Source organism: Bradyrhizobium sp. 132, assembly GCF_023074185.1.
Taxonomy (GTDB): Bacteria; Pseudomonadota; Alphaproteobacteria; order Rhizobiales; family Xanthobacteraceae; genus Bradyrhizobium.
This window is the reverse complement of sequence record NZ_JADPKY010000121.1, coordinates 14,893-32,364: the sequence shown is the minus strand read 5'-3', so window position 1 is coordinate 32,364 and position 17,472 is coordinate 14,893. Positions and strand designations below refer to the sequence as shown.

Here is a 17,472-nt window from a genome sequence, read left to right as displayed (position 1 = left end):
AGGCAGTCTTGATGTTGATGACCAATTCGAATTTGGTCGGCTGCTCCACCGGAAGGTCGGCAGGCTTCGCGCCATGGAAGATCCTGTCGACGAAGGCGGATGCGTTCTTGAGCGGCCTGCCGGCGAGCGGGCCCGCCGGCAGCGTGGCGCCGCCGCCGGGACGAACGATGTATTGGAAATTGGGCTGCACCGTCCAGCCGTCCTTGACTTGATACTGGTAAACCGCTGTCAGCAATCCTTCGAAGCTGCGCACCGGCCAATTCGGATTCACCAGCGTCCGATAATCCGCGTCGAGTGCCTGCGCCCGTTTCGAGACGTGGGCGTAACCCGCAGCGATCCCGAACTTGTCGTCAGGGCGGTCGTCGCGCAGGCCGGTGAACTCCACGCCCGCATCTGCGTAGAGATCGATCAGGTTGCGATCGGCAGGCGCGCCGGCGGCTCTGGCGAACACGCCGATCCCCCGATCATCGCTATGAGGCACGCGGTAGATCTGCTGCTCGAAAACCGCCCACCCGCCGACATCCCCGGACAATAGCAAGGGCTCGCCGCTGCTGGCGGCAGCGGCGAGCGAACCCCCGTTCGACGCGAGCCTCTGGTCCGCGAAGGAGCCAAAGTGCCGCCAGCCTCCGAACTTGATCTGGCCGGTCAGGTTCGGGTCGCCCTTCTTGTTATTCCAGGCATACTGGATCTGTCCGAGAAGGAGAGGTGGATCGTTGACACGAAAATTTACGCCGTAGCGGTTGCGCTCCTGCGGATCGCCCGGACCGGGTCCGGCCTGATCGCCATCGAAGATTCCGCCAAGCACAGCAAGCTGATCGGTCACATTGACGAGCAGCCGGGCGCCCATCGCGGCCAGAGGCGGCGAAGGTCCGCCGCTGGGCAGATTGAGCGAGGTGATGGCTGGCCATCCCATCGAGGCATTGGTGAACACGTCCGTGTACTTGGTGTTGAAGAATTCGCTGTCGGCGGCGAGCTGCCCGAATTTCAGCGAGACCTTCTTCGCGCCCCACTGCTTCTCGAAATAGGTTTCGTACAGACGGGTCGACGGCAGAGCCTCGATCCCGCTAACGACGAAGAAGTTCTGCAAATTGCTGCGCGACAACCCGTCGCCATGGATCTGGAACATGTTGGCGTGAAAGGTGAGCTTGTCGATCCCAATCAGCTTCTGCAGATCGACGTCGACGGCAAGGTTCAGGCGGCCTTCGTAGATCGCGCTCTGCTTCAATCCTCCGGACGCGTTGCCGAGTGCCTCGCCGATGTAGGTTGCCGCGAATTTCACGCCGTACCGCTGCAGCGGATTGGGAAGAAGACCTAGCGTCTTCTCTTCCACCGTGCTCTCGCCCGTGTCGGGATCGGCCGGTTTGTCGTCGTCGGTCTTCTTATCCTCTTGGCCAAGGGCATTGGTAGCAAATAGCAGAACAACCGACATTGAAAGCGCCGCTTGCCGATATGCCCTCCTTGGCCGAGCCACGGGAACTCCTTATGCTGGAAGCTTCAGGACTTGCCTGATCTTGAACTCCAAGTCCACCACTCACGGGGGCGAGCAAGGGTATCAGTGAGCATCACAAGTTCCGAGACATTGTGCACTGCGCCCCGAGGCGACAACTGCCCGGTGCCTGATGGTAAAGAGCAGCACTGAGGGGCGTGCCTCCGTTCTTATCAGAATGGTCCAGGTATTTTGCCAATTTTTCCCGACCGCGATTATTTCCTTTTAGTTGATCGGGGATATAACGGCGGGATCACTTCTGTTTACCAATGCCCGCAGAACAAGATCAAGAAGCCCGACACTTTCGAGCATCCGTTGCCCGCTCAAATGATGGCCATCGATGGCACGTTGCGTCGCGCGTGCCTGCTTAAGGATGTCTCAGACGTTGGGGCGAAGCTTCAAGTCGAGACCTCGATTGAGGGGCTGACCTTGAACGAGTTCTTTCTTCTGCTCTCGTCGACAGGACTTGCCTATCGTCGCTGTCAGTTCGAGCGAGTTAACGCCGAAGAGTTGCAGGTCAGCTTCAGTCGCCAGATGGCCAACGAAGAAATCCTCCGAACGGAAGGTGCCCATAACTGCCAAATTGTCCCGCCAGCTAGAACTTTTGCCTTGTGTGCACTTTGTAACATCCACTTCACTGGTCTCAGGGGGGAACTTTGCCGGAAACATTGCCGACGACGATGCGATCCAGGGCGTTGTCGAAGATGCATTGAGTGAGGGGGCTTCCAAACCGCCAGCGCCAAGACCGGCGAGGAGGCGGTGACGCTGCTCAGAGGTCAGCGCGTTGCGTACTGCGCTCTTGTGACTGACATCAATCTATTAGGAAGGTTAAACGGCTGGGAGGTCGCACGGGCGGCGCGCGAGGTCGATCCTAATCTTCCCATGGTTACATAATGGGAGCAGCAGCCCACGACTGGCCGGCGCAAGGCGTTCCCAACAGCATTATTCTTCAGAAACCGTTTGCCCCGCCGAGCTTACGACAGCGGTGTCTCAGCTCCTTAACGAGCGCTCGGCAGCCGATTTAGGCAAGGCTTGAGGCGAGACATGGCGCAGGTATCGATACTGCTTGTGGAAGATGAGGCGCTTATCCGAATGATGCTTGTCGAGATGGTCGAGGAACTTGGACACAGGGTCGTAGCAGAAGCGGGGAGTGTAGACGATGCGCGATCGGCGGCTCAGATTGAGCGGTACGATCTCGCGATCCTCGACATCAATCTGCATGGCACGAACTTGGGGCCCGTTGCCGAAATAATAAAGGGCCGAGGGCTACCTTTCTTTTTCTTGAGCGGTTACGGAAGCAGCGGCGTGCCGCACGGATTTGAAGGAACGCCAGTCGTACTCAAACCTTGTACTCTGGATAAGCTACCGCCCGAGACGCTTCTCGACCCGCTTGCGGGCGTTGCCGACCTTCTTGACGGCTGAGGCCGAGCGGCCGGTCTTCTTGGCTTCGTAACCGACTTCGTACTTCTGCCCGCCAGCGACGCGGGCCCGGTCCTGCTTGCGTCCTCGCGTGGTCTTCTTCGCTGCCTTTGCCATGGTCGGCTCCTTCATTGAACGATGCCGGAGCAACGTTACTAGGATTCACTAGTTCTGGAACGATTCCACATGTGTCACCTTGAATCACGTTTGTTGCGTGGAGTTCGTTCGTGGCGTTTGCGCGTAGGAAGTCGGCCGATATCGGCGTCAAGGCACCGTTCCCGAATTTCGTGGAGCCGGCCCTGGCATCCTCGATCGATAGGGTGCCGTCCGGATCCCGATGGATTCACGAAATCAAATTCGACGGCTGTCGGGTGCAGGTCCATCTCCACAACGAGGTTGTCAAGGTCTTCACCCGGCGCGGTCACGACTGGACCAGCCGATTCAAGAAGGTCGCTCACGACGCGTGGCACATCAAGGCAAGCTCCGCCGTCGTCGACGGCGAAATCGTCGTGCCCGCCGCCGACGGCACCACCGACTTCTCCGTGCTGCAGAACGAGTTGAGGGGGAGTTCGAAGCGCATCGTGCTGGTCGCCTTCGACCTGCTCTACCTGAACGGCCGCGATCTGCGGAAGCTTCCCCTCCACCAACGTAAGGCAGAGCTCAAGAAGATCATCGCCGGTACCGATGTTCAATTCAGCGAGAGCTTCGAAATCGAGGGCCAAGAGATGTTCGCGCACGCCTGCAAGCTGGGGCTGGAAGGCGTGCTGTCCAAGGTCCGCGACAGCAGCTACGCCAGCGGGCGCGGCAACAACTGGGTGAAGAAAACCTGCGCGCAGCGCGAGACTCTGACCATCGCGGGCGCCGCGCTCGACGACTCCAAATGGGACGGCCTCTACGTCGGCCGACGCAAGGGCGCCGATCTCGTCTACGCAGGCAAGGTCGACCACGGCTTCGACAAGGTCTCAACCGCCGAGCTCCGGAGGCGGCTAGAGCCTCTCGTCCGGAAGACGCAGCCCTACGCCAAGCGGATCGCCCACAAGGGCGTCTGGGTCGAGCCGAAGTTGCTGGCAGAGATCGAATACCGGGCGAAGTCGGCCGAAGGAAAGGTTCGGCACCCGTTTTTCAAAGGTTTGAGGAAGATTTGGGCTGACGTCTGGCAGTTCTTCGACGTTCTTGACATGCAAACCCGTCGTCCGTGGCGTTCGGCTTCAACGCCGACGGGCAAACCATACCCCGAGTACGAAGGCCGCCAAGAGCGAGCGCAGCGGCGTCTCCACCGTCATCTGCCGGAGCCGCCCAGCTAACTCTTCTGCAGACCCTCGGAGATTGGTTCGGTTCCTCGTCGCCGGTCTCGCCGAAGAATTCTCAAGCCCCTCCTGATTGTTTGTCAACCCTGATGCTTCTGTCATCGCTGACGTGTTGCTTGCACTCATGCGGTCCTCCTACGCTCGCCAACAAAGCAAGCATTCTCGGGACCTATCGGTTCCTACGGAGCCTCACGCCCCATATAGCTCGTCCATCACCCCTCCCAGCGAGGGCGCCGGACCTCGTCCCAGTAGCGCGCGCCGCTATGGTCACGGTCTAGCTCCAAAAAAATCCAGGTCAGGTGGCTTAGTCGTGAGAGCCTGTTCACACGCGCAGTAGGCGAACACCGGTAGGGTCTGAGCACCAACTTTGCCCTAAGGATCGACAGATGGATGCAGAAGCAAAGATAGCCTCGAGCGCAATCCTCTCGGCTGATGGCGCGGAGGAATTCAAGAACGTCGCGATCTTCTGCAGCTTGGGACTGCTGCTCTCGCTCGTTGCGGCCATGTTCTACGGCTCGGATTTCACAGCCTTTTAAAGCGCTTCCGGTCCTCAGGACGCGGTCTTTCGAGCCCGCTCGCGTCCTTCGCGCCGACGCTCGCTGTCCGCCTTCGCTTCGCCCGCTTCGCGGGGGAAGCAGCAGCGGAACGGGCGCATTGGTCGTCCCGCCGCAAACCGCGTGGATTGGACGCAAACACCTAGCGCCGCAATCTTACTCCGGGCCGCTGGGAGGGAGCTGAAGGATTCTCTTCAACAGCGTGGGATGCTCAAGTACCGCGCGTATTTCCAGCTTGTCGAACCAGACGACGACATCGTCTAAGCTTTCGCATTGCTCGGCCTTGGCGGTTGCGGTCGCAAGGGGCACGTCGACGGGACCAAATCTGCGAGGGCTGGCGAGCGATTGCGAGCCCAAATGCTCGGCCAGCAATTCCGGATTTCGGTCGAGCTGGCGTAGAGTCCCGGCCATTTCAATGCGCTCTGATGCGGCGAGCTCGTTCGCGCGGAGCACCACGGCAGGCGGGCTGTTGGTTTCCGGCGTGGCAAAGACGCCTGGCGCGCTCAACCGCGAAGACGTTATGATCCCCAACGGAATCGAAAGCAGGAGCCCCAGCACCACCGGCGACATCCAGAGCAGCAGGGGCAGCGAGACCGCATAGGCGCAGAGCGACAGGACGAGCCCGCAGAGTGTGGGCCCGGCGAGCTTTCGATAGACTTCGCCGCGGGCAGGCTGTCCATCGCCTCTGCGCTGCACTTGCCAGCCCGCGTCCCGGCCAGCGAGAATTTCCACAACGGCCTTGGTCTGGAGGACCATCATGCAGGGAGCAAGCAATGCCGCGACAAACGTCTCGCAAACGACTCCCGCCAGGGTACGAAAGCTCCCTGCAAATCCGGTCCGCTCGCCACGATTGCTGATCAAAACCAGATAAGCCAGCAGCTTCGGCAGGATCAGAAGCCCCATTGTCGCGGCAAAGACCCAGGCCGCAAGTACCGGGTCCTGCTGCGGCCAGGTGGGAAACAAACTGAAGCCCTTTGGAAAGTATTCGGGCCGGATGAAGTGTGCCTGCAGTGAAATGAGCAGACCGAGCAACAGGAACAGAAGCCAGAGCGGCGCCGTCAGGTAGGAGCCGATGCCGGTGAGCAGATGCAGCCTCGAGACCCAGTGCAGCCCACGCGCGGGCAGGACCGCGAGATGCTGAAGGTTACCTTGACACCAGCGGCGGTCTCTTCCCGCAAAGTCCAGCAGCGACGGCGGGACTTCTTCGAAGCTGCCGCGAACGGCCGGGACCATATAGATCGCCCAGCCGGCGCGGCGCATCAACGCGGCTTCGACAAAATCATGGCTGAGGATGTGTCCTCCGAAAGGTTTGCGACCGCGGAGTTCCGGCAGTCCGGCCTCTGCGGCGAAGGCCTGTAGCCGGATGATGGCGTTGTGGCCCCAATAGTTGCTGTCGCCGCAGTGCCACCAGGCATTGCCCGCCGTGATGAGGGGGCCGTAGACACGCCCCGAGAATTGCTGCAGCCTGCTGAACAAAGTGCGCGCGTTGACGATGACGGGCTGCGTCTGGATCAGTGCGCAAGAGGAGTGGCATTCCATCGCGTGGACGAGGCGAACGATCGTATCAGCCTCCATGAGGCTGTCGGCGTCGAGGACGATCATGTGATCATAGGCCGCCCCAAACCTTGTGACCCAGTCGGCGATGTTGCCGGACTTCCGCGCGGTGTTGTCGGAGCGATGCCGGTAGTACAGCCGATCTCCGCCGCAGGCGCGGCGTAGCTGGATGAAGGCCATCTCTTCGCCGATCCAGATGTCCGGCTCGGTCGTATCACTCAGCAAAAACCAGTCGAATTGTGCACCATATCCGGTGGCTTCGATGGATTCATACATTGCGCGCAGCCGCGCCATCACATGATGCGGGTCCTCGTTATAGGTTGGCAGCAGCATGGCGGTGCGCGCGGTGATGTGCGGCAGCGGGCCTGTCATGTCGATCGGCAGGCTGGGCTGCCCGCGCGTCAGCAGCACGAAAAATCCGGAAAGGGCGGACATGAACGAGAACGCGACCCAGGCGAGCAGCACAAAGAACAGACCGAGCAGCAGCGCCTCGAGAAAGGTCACACCGCCAACTTTCACCACGTCGTACATGCCGTAGCCGCCTGCGAGCGTCAGCAGGGCCGTACCGGCAAAGATGAAGAGACGGCGAACCGTCAAGCTGGCACCCGTCAGCGCTTGCGATCGCCTGACGTCGGCCGCACGGTCCAGCCGGCACGGCAGCATCGACAGCGGGCTTTCCTGCGGCAGAAACGGGCGCGCTGGGGCGCTTGGCGGCGGCGCCAGCGACTGTTTCAGGGCGTCCATCGATAGATCCATACTTCGGAGGCCGGCGCATCGTTCTGCGCGAGGAAAGCTCGCAGCTCGATCGATGCCTGCCCCTTGACCGAACATTGGAAGCTCAGACGCCACCCGCCGGTCACGGGATTCGGCTGCGTGACGATGTTGCTGATTTCAGCTTTCTCAGCGGTCACCACCCCTTTCATGGCCTTGGGATCTATGCCTTTGAGGTGCTCGCCCATCAGCTCCAGGACGAACAGCTTGCTGTCATCTCCCCGGCTGCCGATTCCCGTTCGCGTGAATCGCGCGAGTGCGTCGGCTTTCGGCGCGTCCGGCCCCCAGTGCAGTCGATAGGTGAAGATATGTTCGCTCTTTGCCGCCAAGGGCTGCTTCGGTTGCCACAGCGCGGCGATATTGTCGTGGACCTCCTCCTTGGTCGGAATCTCGAACAGTTTCACTGCCCCTTCGCCCCAATCACCGATCGGTTCGAACCAGAGGCTTGGGCGCGTTTCGAAACTGGATTCCAGATCCTGATAAGCGAGATAGTTTCTTTCCCGCTGCATGAGGCCGAAGCCGCCCGGATTGACATCGCCAAAACTGCTGACCTGCAGATCGTGCGGATTGTTGAGCGGTCGCCAGAGCTGCTCACCTCTGCCGTTGAACATCGAAAGTCCATCCGAGTCGTGAACCGAGGGGCGGAAATCGTCGAAGTCCTTCCGATCGTTCGGACCGAAGAAGAACATGCTGGTCATCGGCGCCAGCCCGGCATGCTCGACGTCGACCCGCGGATAGAGGGCCATCTCGACGTCGAAAACTGTGGTTTGGCCAGGCCGAATGGTGAAACGGTAGCTTGCCGCCGCGCTCTTGCTGTCGAGCAGCGCGTGGACCACCATCGAGGAGGCATTCGGCGCCGGTTTCTCCAGCCAGAATGCCTTGAACACCGGGAACTCTTCGCCTTTGCTCTCGCCGGTATCGATCGCGAGCCCCCGCGCGGACAGACCATACGTCTGTCCTTTCGCAACCGCTCGGAAGTAACTTGCACCGAGGAATACACAAAGCTCGTCGTAATAATCCGGCTTGTTGATCGGAGTGTGGATGCGGAATCCGGCAAACCCGAGGTCTGCATCCTGCCATTGTCCCAGTCCCTCGCCGAACGAAAATTCATCGCGCCGATACACGACCGGTGTGACGCTCCTGTTCGCCACCTGAAAGATGTCGACCCTATTCTTGTAGAAGAAGCCACGGTGGAAAAATTGCACTTGGAATGGCAATTTTTCGTCATGCCACAGCGCCTTTTCTGGTGCGAAACGGATAGATCGGTATTGGTCGTAGTTGAGATTCTTTAGCGCATCCGGCAGCTTCTCGTCCGGAGGGACGAATGCCTTGGTCGCAAGCGCACGGGCCAGCTCGCGCACGTAGGATGGGCTGAATGTCAGGGCGGCGCCGGACTGAGCGTTTGATGGCCGCGGCAATACAGCTAGAGCTGAAGCAGCTACTGATGCACGAAGAAGTTGTCGGCGATTCACGTTTGCGCCTCCGGTTTCGAAGCGAGAGAGCAACTGCCGCTGTTCCCTAGAGTTCCGCGCGGAAGACCGCGACTAATAGCTGGCGGATGGCATAGTCGATGCGGCCGGCCACGGGGCGAGCTGCGCAATCCTCTTGCCGTCCTCCTCAACCGAAAAGCGCACGCAGCGCCGACACGATGGCTGCGGAGACCGCAAACGACACAGCGAGTAACGTCCAATCCGAACGTGCGGTCTCGTTGGCCATCCAACGTACAAGCGTCTGTATCTGCCTCAGCATTCTTCGCCTGCAAGTCGCACAAAATAGGCTATGTCAAAGCCTGTCATCTCCTCGGCGTCCGCACTGCGCGCCTCCCTACCGTGAAGACGCGATTAGAGCAGGCTGACACGATGTTTCCGGACCGTTGTCGGGGAATCTCTGTTTGTCATTCTCATGCTCCGGGCATCGAAACATCGTTCGACGCCAACTCGGACTGATCGCAAAAGTTTCCACTTTTTCCCGATTGACCGAAGCGCCTAGCGGTGAGCTTGCAACGCAAGGGTCCGATTGCCGTCGAAAACCTGAGCTCGCTTCTCAGAACGCGTCACACGATTTCGTAAGCGCGACGGGCTTGGCGAAGTCCGGGTTCTCGGCCAAAAACGAAATTCCTCTTTCTTTTATCCCGGTCAGTAGAAGCCAAACCAAAGGGTTCCAGCCTTCGCCGATGACAACGATCGCGTCTTGATCTGGCAACGCCTGAAGTTCTTGAACTAATTCGCGCACTTTCATGGATCACATGCTCTCTAGCACAATGATGATGCGCGCCAACCGAGGCGCATCGAAGCGGGGCCGGCCGTCGCGACCGGCCCGTCGCCGCTGTTAGTGACGATGCCGCCAGTTACCATGCCCGCGGTACCAGCCGTAGTGGTGACCGCGACCGCCGTGCCAGCTATGATGGCCCTGACGATGACCGCCGCCGCCCACTTGAATCATCGCATCGTCCTGGGTCGAGGCCATCGGAGCGATGCCAAGCCTCGCTGACGCGGGAGAAAACGCGAGAACCGTCGCCAACGCGGTTGCGGACACCAATACAAGTACCTTCATTCTTCTCTCCTGATGCGATTTGCGGTCGTCTCGGTTGGACCTTGAGATGCGGGGTCCGGGCATGCCCGCATGTTCGCGATTTCGATTCGGCTACCACCCGGCGAACAATTCATGGCGGTCCATCGCCACGCGTCGCTCGGCCGGCTTTCGAAGCGCACGATGCGGACGGGGGCGCGACGCTCGGCGACGCGGCCGATCGGGGTCGGCGCGGGCTGTACGGCTCGACTATCCTGCGGCATCATCGCGAGTGCGTGCCGCGGATATTCCCGCTGCTCGATCTCGGCCGGACCAGAAGCCATCACCACGGGCGGGTTCGCCGTATCGAAAACGATCTTTTCCGGGAGGTTTCGCGCCGAGCGGATTCTGATGATGCTTCGATCTACGTCGATTGCGGCAGAGCGCTCTGGCGGGCGCAGGCAGATATCGATCAGCTGCCAAGAGCAGGCCGAAAAGCACGCTGCCGACGAAAACGAAATATCTGACGACCGGCATGAACCCCCGCTGATCGAGCCCGACGGTCGAGCTCCGCGTCACAACGGGAATTTTCGGCAATCGTTCCTATAAGGAGCGACGCTTTACGGACAATATCGGTTTGAATTTGCCGGGAAATAATGGCACTTTTCCTCTGCCTAGGAGAGTTTTCGATGCCCACCGAAAGCAGCGCCGCGGCGACCCGCGCATGGGAATTCTATACGCTGATCCATCCGTCTGCGAAGGACGACAAAGCGCGCCATGCGGCCCTCATGCAATTCGTCGAGGAATGGCTCGCTGCGGACCGGCTGAGCGCCGGGGCGTTGGCGGTCGAAGGAGTAAAGTTTCTCAAGCGCCTCGATGCAGGACAACGCAAAAGGGGCCACCCGTCCGGGTAGCCCCTTCGTCGAGGGTCTCGTCGATCACCAGCCGCGAGCGCCGAAGCTGAAGCCGATGCTCGGCCCGCCGTAGGAGCCATAACCGCGATCGTAATAACCCGGTCCGCCGTAGTAGCCGTAGCTGCGGCGCGCGACGTAGGCGTCGTCGTCGTAGTAGCGTTGGACGTAGCGTGGGCCCCGCGTCCGGAAGCAACGGCCGTATTCGTCGCAGACCAGGCGGACCTGTTGGACGTTGGCCGTCTCCACGGTGGCTAGGCCGCCGACGTTGAGCGGCGCGGCTGAAGCGGCTGTTGCGAGCGACGCGAGGGCCGCGGCTGCGAGCAGAATGGTCTTCATCGTTCTCTCCTCCTACCGGTTTATAGTTCAGTCGATTTCTTCGATGACGCGCCGCTCCTGCGGCTCGACGATGTAGGTACGGCTGTCGCGGTGGATGTAGCGGTACTCGCGAAGCGTCGGCGCGTCCCGGTAAACGTCCTCCGGGAAGGCTTCGATCTCGACGCTGTCAGGCACGCGTTCGCCTCTCCGGATCTCGGTTCGCACCGTGCTTCCCGTCGTCCGCCTTTCGACCGGAGCCGTCCGCACGTGCTTGCGCACCGTCTCCCGATCACGGTCGCTGAAGGTCACCTTGCGCTGCTCGCGGGGCGCCGGCGCGGCCGCCGTAGATCGCCCCGAGTAGGGCATCGTGGCGACGATCTGATAGCTCGAAGGATCGACGATCACGATCTCGTCGCGGACCAGGACAAAGTTGTAGCCCCGGTACTGCGGAACGATTTCGACGACGTCGGCCGGAAGTTGCTGCAGGCGCACGTCGCGCGGAATGGCCGTACCCACCGACGCCGAGAAATTGACGTTGGTGAGAGGCTGGACGTTCAGATGCGAGACGGATTCGCTGACGCGGGTCCGCTGCGTGTCGCTGAGTTGAACCGAAACATTGGTCCTCTCCGAGCCCGTTCGCCCGGCAGCATTCTGCTGGGTATCCTGACGCTGCGCGGAGGGGTTCGACGAATTGCCCGTCGCCGCCGGCGTCTGCTGCGCCTGGTTGGCGCTTGTGGAGGGCGGCGGATTAGTCGACTGCTGCTGGTTGGTCGCCGGTTGCCCGGACTGGGTCTGGCTGGCCGTAGCAGGCTGCTGACTACCCTGCGCGGACGTGTTGTTGCCGCCGCCGCTCGTCGCGGTCGAGTTCTGGTTGGTACGGGTACTGTCGGTGGCGGTGTTCTGCGTCTGAGAGGTCGTAGATGCGGATGGGGTCTGGGCCGAAGCGGGCGGGGGCGCAACCTGCGACTGCGTCGACGTCGTGGCCGATGGATTGGACGTCTGCGGAGTCGGCGCCGACTTATCGGTCTGTTGCGCCGAGGGGCTCGCGCTCGGAACATCCTTGGAATTGCTCTGCGCGAAAGCGGCGGTCGAAATCAGAATGGCTGCGGTCGCCGTCATCAACTGGCGTTTGATCATGGTGTCCTCCAAGAAAAAGCGCACATCAACCGCGCGGCCAGGCGAGCGTTCCTGAAATCGGGAAGAAGCGGCAGTTTCCCGTTGGAGCCGAACGGAACTCGAATTTAATCAACCGAAGTTCGCTCTGGGATCCCGCGGCGTGATGACTGTGGTCGCCTCGGCTACTTCGCCAGCGACGTTCGCTTCGCAGCCGCCGCACGGCGCAGCCGGCGGCGGGCCTGTCTGCGTTGATTGCGCCGCGCGAGGGAATTGAAGTCAATTGACGCGCAAAGTCCCTGGCGGGTTCGGGCGCGGTGAGTTCGTGCACGTGCGCTTGGAGCGGCGGGGATGCCAGTCGCGCCTCCATCATTTCAAGCACCGCTCTGCCCTTGTCAGTGATCCGCCAACCGCCATCGAGTCGCTCCACAAGACCTTGCGAGAAGATGTCGAGGCCGGGGACCCGAGCTGCGAGCCGCTTGGTGCGCTCGGCCCACTCGCGCCCGCTGGTCGCCAGTATTGCCATGTCGCGCTTGAGGTCCGCCATCGCGGCATGACCGCGCGGGTAACTCGCCAGGATCTTCAGCACTGTGACCTGAAAGTTCACTTCGTCGTTCCGTGGAACGGCGGCTGAGAACCTCGCGCGAAATCGTGGGCGGGACGCGCGATGACGAGTCGGCAAATCATGTCGGTCCAATAGTGAACAAAGGAACCTTCGGCATTCCGCGGGTGCAAGCAGCCCCAGCGATTCTGCGGCACGTTTGTCGCAGACGATATGCTCCGCTTTGCGCTAGAGTGCCACTAATTCCCGCCGATGCGCGGTGCGGAATCCGGAAATGTGCATGTCGGATCACGCCCCAGTCGGCCTTGCCGGCATCGATAAATTGCCTTGGGGCTCGCATCTTTGCCAATTCTTGCCAATGGCGACGAGCTGCGCGATGCGATCGTTCCCTATTTCAAGGCGGGTCTTGAGAATGACGAGCGATGTCTACTCGTTGCGATGGACCCGTTCGGAGCCGACGACGCCCGCAGCGCGCTGCGGGCGGCAGTCGGCGATTTCGACCGGAGGGAGCTGGCAAAGCAAATAGAGATTCACGATGTGCGCACATGGTACGCCGTCGCCGGCGCCATCGAGAGCGGGCGGCGGCCGACGGCCTGCTGCGTAGCGAAGAGCAGGCCCGCGCCGGCGGATTCAAGGGCTTTCGGACCAATGGCAACATAGGTTGGCTCCAGCGCGACCAGCGGGCGGACTTTCAGGATTACGAATCGCGCGCGTCGCGCGGCCTGAAAGGTCGCCGCATGATCTCGATGTGCAGCTAATGTCTGGACAGTTGCGGGCCTCGAGACGTTCTCGACGTGGTTTGCCGACACGACGTCACCGTCGGTCGCAACGTCAAAGGCTGGACCGCGCTGGCCGCCAGCGGCGAAGAGCTCGCGAGACGGTCCGAGACCGAGCAGCGACTGTCCCTTCTGGTTCAGGAGCTCGAACACCGGATCAAGCCTCGCGACCGTTCAGGCGCTGGCGGGCTCGACGATCCGCAGTGCGCGTTCGCTGGAAGAGTTCGGCAAGTCCTTCAACGGCCGCATCGAGGCACTCTCGAACGCGTTCCATGCTCACCGCCGGCGGCCAGGAGCATGTCGCCTTGCGCGATCTCTTGGAGAACGAATTAGCTATGTATACCGACGAAAGCAGCGACCGTGTTTCGTTGGCCGGGCCTGATGTCGTTCTGGGGGCGCAGCCGGCCATGGCGTTCGGCATGGCCCTGCACGAACTGACCACCAACGCGGTCAAGCACGGCGCCCTGTCCCCTCGCGGCGGAAAGCTGGAAGTGGTCTGGAAACGGATCGCTGACGGCTTGGCGTTCGAGTGGCTCGAAAGGGACGTCTACCCTTCGTCGCAGCCAACTAGGATGGGTTTCGGCACGCAGCTTCTGAGACGCCTTCTCCCGCACCAACTTGGCGCCCGCGTCGACATGAATTTTGATCCCGACGGGCTCAAGGCCAAAATCGAAATCCCACTCGCCTGAGCGGGGCCAATCTCTTTCGAGCGCGTCGGGATCGAGTTCGCGGCGGGGCGCCTCCTCCGCGACCCGCCGCGGTGGCTTATTCGACTTCCTGAATTACGGCGCGGGTTTCGGGATCGACCAGCATCACGCGCTCGCCGGAATAGACGTAACGATACTTGGTGAGCGACGGCCCCCACTCTGTCGGCACCGCCTCGAGTTCGACGTCTCGCGGCACCGGCGAGCCGACAACGATCTTCACCCGCGTCTCGACCGGACGGATCTTGTGCTCAGTGACGTAGCTCCGGATCTTCGTGCGGTATTCTGGCTCGATTTGAACGGCGCCGGAATGTCCCGTTCCCGTCGTCGTAACGACGGTCGTCTGAGCGAAAGCGCTCGTCGAGATCAGCACGGCGGCGGAAATCAGCAGCAACTTCTTCATCTCGTTCTCCTCGCCGCTGGATGCGGCGCAGCGAAGAACCTTCCCACTGTGGCAATGTTCCTCACGCCAGGAACCAATTGCCGCTTTTTCCCGTTGGCGTCCGCCCGTGGATATGCCTCGGGAACACTGGAGGAGACGACATGACCTTTAAAACCCTTGCCGCTGCGACTCTGATCGCGGCCTTCGTGACCCCTGCGTTCGCGGCCGACGAATTCTACGTCGTGCAGGACGCGAAGACCAAACATTGCACCATCGTCGACAAGAAGCCCGTCGACACGACGACGACGGTCGTGAGCCCGTCCGGCACGGTTTATAAGACCCGCACGGAGGCCGAAGCTGGGATGAAGACCGTCAAGGTCTGTTCCTCCAACTAACCAAAGCAACTCAGGGAGACGACAATGCCCGTCCTCATTCTGTGGGCCGTGCCGGCCGTCCTCTTCGTCGGCGGCGGTATCTACCTGATCGGTCACATGCACTGATCGCAATGTGCCGGTGAAGAGACTCGCCGAAATGGCGACCTCTTCACCGTAGCTCACTTAATTTCAGCTCAGCTATGCGGCGTTGGATCTCGAGCCAGCGCTGCCGAGCGATGTGCAGCGCGTTCTGCTGGTATTTCCCTCGTCATCGAACCAGAATTTGGTCCGCGCGGCTGTGCCGTCGTAATCTAGGTAATCTAGGATAACGCATTCCCCGTCAGGCAGCACTTCGCGGAGTTCGAAAGCGGCCGGCGTTGCGGCCTGCAGCTTGCCTTGCCAATAGCGAAGCAGGCCGCTCCGCCGGACGAAGCGTCCGCCGTCGCAGAAATCGAGCGTCGCCTCGTCGGCATAAAGCTCCAATAGATCCGCCAAGCGACGCTGGCGGCACGCATCAAGCCAATCGATTACGACCCCGACAGGGTCGAAATCCGTTCCTGAACTCGACATATTCCACCTCGCGTATTGTGCCCGGTGGCGGGGCTTAATTACGCCGAGCGGGTTGAACAGTGCATGAACCGCCGGTTTTGCTCCACGTTTAGGATTGGTCGACTGTCTCGCGATGGATCGGAAGACTGCAGCGCACGATCGTACGGCCGTTCTCGCGCGAAAGCTCGAGTTTGCCGTCCAGCGCGCGAGCGCGTTCGGACATGCCGGTCAGACCGCGGCCGAAGTTAAAGTCCGGGAGCGAGGAGCCGTCATCCGCGATTTCGATGTTCAGATTATCCATGTCGATCGTCGCCGAGACATCCATGTGGGACGCATTTGCGTGCCGCAGCACGTTCGTAACGCCTTCCTGAATCACACGGTAGGTCGTCTGCGACAACAGGTCATCGAGGGCGTCAAGATCACGCCCGATATTCGATCGGATTCGCATCCCCGGGGCTTGTTTGCGTGCGTCGCGCAACAGCGCCTCGAGGCTTCCGAACAGACCCAGTGCCTCGAGGTAGAGCGGGCTCAATCCTTGAAGGATACGCTTGTTGGCCTGCTGCAGGGCTTCGGCCGCCTCGACCAAGCCTTGCAATGGCGCGCTGCTCTCGGGCGCGCTTTCCGAGAGTGCCGCGACGTTGGCGCGGATTGCGAAAAGCAGAGGCCCCATCTCGTCGTGAAGTTCGCGCGCGACCCTACGTCTCTCCTCGTCCTGCAGCGAGACGAGCTTACGCAGGAGATCTCGGTTGTCGCGACTCAGTTGCTCCAGGGTTGCAGCGAGGCGGTTGGCCTCCCGGCAGAACTGTTGGATCTCTGGCGGACCGGTGAGAGGAATGACCGCATCGTAGTCGCCCTCGCGCATCCGGGTGAGGCCGGCGCCCAGTCGCTCCATCGGGCGGATCGTCCTTCCGGCAACCAGATGCGTGCCGAACGCGGCGAACAGCATCGGCAGCGAGCCGGTCGAGATGATCGCCAGAAAGCCCATCCACTTTTCCCAAATGTCGGCCGACAAGTCCGGGGAGTACACGATAGCGCCGACCCGGGCAGTCCCTATGTCGATCGGATAGCTCTTCGTGAGGTCAGGAATGGCGAGGTTCGAGACGAACCAGGCCGGCACCTTACTGCCGTTAAAGCGCGCGGTGCGCTTGGGCGCAGCCGTGCCCCCAGAAAGATACCCGACCGCCTCGACGTTTCCGAGATTGGTGCCGAAAGCGTCGAGCGTCTCCTCGGGATTGCGGGAAGCCTTCAGTGCCGCGTTGAGAGCGTTCGCGACCGCTCGAGCGGAGCCGGCTTCCTGCTCGTTTTCGTACTCGAACTGGTCCGGCGAGAAGACGAGAAGTGCGACCGCTCCGGACATCAATGCGCTAAGGATCATTGCGGCGATCGGCAACAGCAGCCGCTGCCGGAAGGAAAGTACGCTCCAGATCTTGTGCAATTCGTGCTCCTTCGAGCGCAGTGCCTCATCTTCTGTTCGGGCAATTCCGAACCAATGAGGCCCCCGCGGCGTTCCTGTCGTGTGAATCGAGGAATCGTTGGTGCAGGATAAGGCAAAATCGGTCGTTCGGGTGCTGATCGTCGACGACCATCCTGTGGTCGTATCGGGATGCCGCGCTCTGTTCGCATCGGACCCTTCCGTTGAGATCGAGGAGGCCTTTGACGCGAAGACGGGTCATCGGGCATACCTGCAGAAGGATCCGGACGTCACTGTCGTGGACCTCAGGCTCCCCGATCTGACGGGCTTCGAACTGACGCGCCGGATTCGCAAGGATGACCCGGCCGCCCGGATCGTCATGCTCAGCGTGAGCGACGATCCTGCCTTCGTGGCGCGCGCCGTCGAGATGGGCATTCAGGGGTATGTTTCGAAGAGCGACGATCCCCGTATCCTGGCCAAGGCGATCCGGAAAGTGGCCGCGGGCGAACGCTTCGTCTCCCCCCGACTGGCCGAAGCGACGACCTTCGCGGGCGCGGCGATTAAGGCCAGCCCCCTGACGCAGATGAGTGCACGCGAGCTCGAGATACTGCGGCTGTTAGGCCGGGGCGACCGGATATCGGAAGTCGCGTCGGAACTCGGCATCTCTTACAAGACCGTCGCCAACACGACCTCGGCGCTTAAGACCAAACTCGGCGCCAAAAGCCATTCGGACCTCGTCAGGATCGCCGTCGAGATCGACCTGCACTGACGAA

At 61.3% G+C, this 17,472-nt stretch carries 19 protein-coding genes and 3 pseudogenes; 9 read left to right on the top strand and 13 right to left on the bottom strand.

What is annotated here, in order from left to right; translation table 11 throughout:
- Window positions 1-1,429: carbohydrate porin (locus IVA74_RS25350; protein WP_247349041.1), on the bottom strand; the 1,429-nt coding region annotated here is incomplete at its 3' end.
- 384 nt (window positions 1,430-1,813) lie between these two features.
- Between IVA74_RS25350 and IVA74_RS25345 the strand changes: the two are divergent.
- A pseudogene (locus IVA74_RS25345) lies at window positions 1,814-2,020 on the top strand (hypothetical protein); the annotation flags it as partial.
- Window positions 2,021-2,476: 456 nt separating this feature from the next.
- On the opposite strand, the gene IVA74_RS25335 reads toward IVA74_RS25345, so the two are convergent.
- Window positions 2,477-2,707, bottom strand: a complete 231-nt coding sequence (locus tag IVA74_RS25335) for a hypothetical protein (protein WP_247349045.1) — start codon at window positions 2,705-2,707, stop codon at window positions 2,477-2,479.
- Here IVA74_RS25335 and IVA74_RS25330 point away from each other — a divergent pair.
- Complete coding sequence (locus tag IVA74_RS25330; RefSeq protein WP_247349044.1) at window positions 2,594-2,908, top strand: response regulator; 315 nt, start codon at window positions 2,594-2,596, stop codon at window positions 2,906-2,908. The genes IVA74_RS25335 and IVA74_RS25330 overlap by 114 nt on opposite strands.
- On the opposite strand, the gene IVA74_RS25325 is transcribed toward IVA74_RS25330, so the two are convergent.
- On the bottom strand, window positions 2,849-3,022 hold the full coding sequence (locus IVA74_RS25325) for a DUF3606 domain-containing protein (protein ID WP_247349040.1): 174 nt from the start codon (window positions 3,020-3,022) through the stop codon (window positions 2,849-2,851). The two genes, IVA74_RS25330 and IVA74_RS25325, sit on opposite strands and share 60 nt — an antisense overlap.
- Before the next feature lie 110 nt (window positions 3,023-3,132).
- Between IVA74_RS25325 and ligD the strand changes: the two are divergent.
- Together ligD and IVA74_RS25315 are read left to right on the top strand one after the other, a co-directional pair.
- Window positions 3,133-4,044: pseudogene (gene ligD, locus IVA74_RS25320) on the top strand (non-homologous end-joining DNA ligase); the annotation flags it as partial.
- 554 nt (window positions 4,045-4,598) lie between these two features.
- The gene (locus IVA74_RS25315; RefSeq protein ID WP_247349038.1) at window positions 4,599-4,748 is read left to right on the top strand and encodes a hypothetical protein; all 150 of its coding nucleotides are present in this window, start codon (window positions 4,599-4,601) and stop codon (window positions 4,746-4,748) included.
- Between the two features lie 174 nt (window positions 4,749-4,922).
- On the opposite strand, the gene mdoH is transcribed toward IVA74_RS25315, so the two are convergent.
- From mdoH to IVA74_RS25300, 3 genes are all read right to left on the bottom strand, one after another.
- Entirely contained in the window at window positions 4,923-7,064 is a 2,142-nt protein-coding gene (mdoH, locus tag IVA74_RS25310; protein ID WP_247349037.1) for a glucans biosynthesis glucosyltransferase MdoH, read from the bottom strand.
- On the bottom strand, window positions 7,052-8,509 hold the full coding sequence (locus IVA74_RS25305) for a glucan biosynthesis protein G (RefSeq protein ID WP_247349043.1): 1,458 nt from the start codon (window positions 8,507-8,509) through the stop codon (window positions 7,052-7,054). Before IVA74_RS25305 ends, mdoH begins: the two co-directional genes overlap by 13 nt.
- 625 nt (window positions 8,510-9,134) lie before the next feature.
- The gene (locus IVA74_RS25300; protein WP_247349036.1) at window positions 9,135-9,329 is read right to left on the bottom strand and encodes a hypothetical protein; all 195 of its coding nucleotides are present in this window, start codon (window positions 9,327-9,329) and stop codon (window positions 9,135-9,137) included.
- 384 nt (window positions 9,330-9,713) lie between these two features.
- On the opposite strand from IVA74_RS25300, the gene IVA74_RS25295 reads away from it, so the two are divergent.
- Together IVA74_RS25295 and IVA74_RS25290 are read left to right on the top strand one after the other, a co-directional pair.
- Entirely contained in the window at window positions 9,714-10,208 is a 495-nt protein-coding gene (locus IVA74_RS25295) for a hypothetical protein (protein ID WP_247349035.1), read from the top strand.
- An 80-nt stretch (window positions 10,209-10,288) separates the two neighbouring features.
- Complete coding sequence (locus tag IVA74_RS25290; RefSeq protein WP_247349034.1) at window positions 10,289-10,513, top strand: hypothetical protein; 225 nt, start codon at window positions 10,289-10,291, stop codon at window positions 10,511-10,513.
- Between the two features lie 24 nt (window positions 10,514-10,537).
- Here IVA74_RS25290 and IVA74_RS25285 read toward each other — a convergent pair whose 3' ends face one another.
- The 4 genes and pseudogenes from IVA74_RS25285 to IVA74_RS25270 all read right to left on the bottom strand — a co-directional run bounded on the left by IVA74_RS25285 (window position 10,538) and on the right by IVA74_RS25270 (window position 13,432).
- Window positions 10,538-10,849, bottom strand: coding sequence for a hypothetical protein (locus IVA74_RS25285; protein ID WP_247349033.1), 312 nt, complete (start codon window positions 10,847-10,849; stop codon window positions 10,538-10,540).
- 27 nt (window positions 10,850-10,876) lie between these two features.
- Window positions 10,877-11,965 carry a DUF1236 domain-containing protein gene (locus IVA74_RS25280; RefSeq protein ID WP_247349032.1) on the bottom strand — a complete coding sequence of 363 codons (1,089 nt, stop codon included), beginning with the start codon at window positions 11,963-11,965 and terminating at the stop codon, window positions 10,877-10,879.
- Window positions 11,966-12,126: 161 nt separating this feature from the next.
- Window positions 12,127-12,548 (bottom strand): annotated as a pseudogene (locus tag IVA74_RS25275) (hypothetical protein).
- Between the two features lie 485 nt (window positions 12,549-13,033).
- Window positions 13,034-13,432, bottom strand: a complete 399-nt coding sequence (locus IVA74_RS25270; protein ID WP_247349031.1) for a hypothetical protein — start codon at window positions 13,430-13,432, stop codon at window positions 13,034-13,036.
- A gap of 119 nt (window positions 13,433-13,551) precedes the next feature.
- Between IVA74_RS25270 and IVA74_RS25265 the strand changes: the two genes are divergently transcribed.
- Window positions 13,552-13,968 (top strand): sensor histidine kinase, encoded by a 417-nt coding sequence (locus IVA74_RS25265; protein ID WP_247349030.1) that lies wholly within the window; start codon window positions 13,552-13,554, stop codon window positions 13,966-13,968.
- A 76-nt stretch (window positions 13,969-14,044) separates the two neighbouring features.
- Here the strand turns inward: IVA74_RS25265 and IVA74_RS25260 are convergent, their stop codons facing one another.
- Window positions 14,045-14,386: a DUF1236 domain-containing protein gene (locus tag IVA74_RS25260; RefSeq protein ID WP_247349029.1), complete on the bottom strand. Its 342-nt coding sequence runs from the start codon at window positions 14,384-14,386 to the stop codon at window positions 14,045-14,047.
- A 140-nt stretch (window positions 14,387-14,526) separates the two neighbouring features.
- Between IVA74_RS25260 and IVA74_RS25255 the strand changes: the two genes are divergently transcribed.
- Window positions 14,527-14,760 carry a hypothetical protein gene (locus IVA74_RS25255; RefSeq protein WP_038935000.1) on the top strand — a complete coding sequence of 78 codons (234 nt, stop codon included), beginning with the start codon at window positions 14,527-14,529 and terminating at the stop codon, window positions 14,758-14,760.
- A gap of 177 nt (window positions 14,761-14,937) precedes the next feature.
- On the opposite strand, the gene IVA74_RS25250 is transcribed toward IVA74_RS25255, so the two are convergent.
- Together IVA74_RS25250 and IVA74_RS25245 are read right to left on the bottom strand one after the other, a co-directional pair.
- Window positions 14,938-15,309, bottom strand: a complete 372-nt coding sequence (locus IVA74_RS25250) for a nuclear transport factor 2 family protein (RefSeq protein ID WP_256467628.1) — start codon at window positions 15,307-15,309, stop codon at window positions 14,938-14,940.
- Window positions 15,310-15,397: 88 nt separating this feature from the next.
- On the bottom strand, window positions 15,398-16,723 hold the full coding sequence (locus tag IVA74_RS25245; protein ID WP_249804301.1) for a histidine kinase: 1,326 nt from the start codon (window positions 16,721-16,723) through the stop codon (window positions 15,398-15,400).
- Between the two features lie 100 nt (window positions 16,724-16,823).
- Here IVA74_RS25245 and IVA74_RS25240 point away from each other — a divergent pair, with 100 nt between their 5' ends.
- Complete coding sequence (locus tag IVA74_RS25240; RefSeq protein WP_247349027.1) at window positions 16,824-17,468, top strand: response regulator transcription factor; 645 nt, start codon at window positions 16,824-16,826, stop codon at window positions 17,466-17,468.
- The last annotated feature ends 4 nt before the right edge of the window (window positions 17,469-17,472 follow it).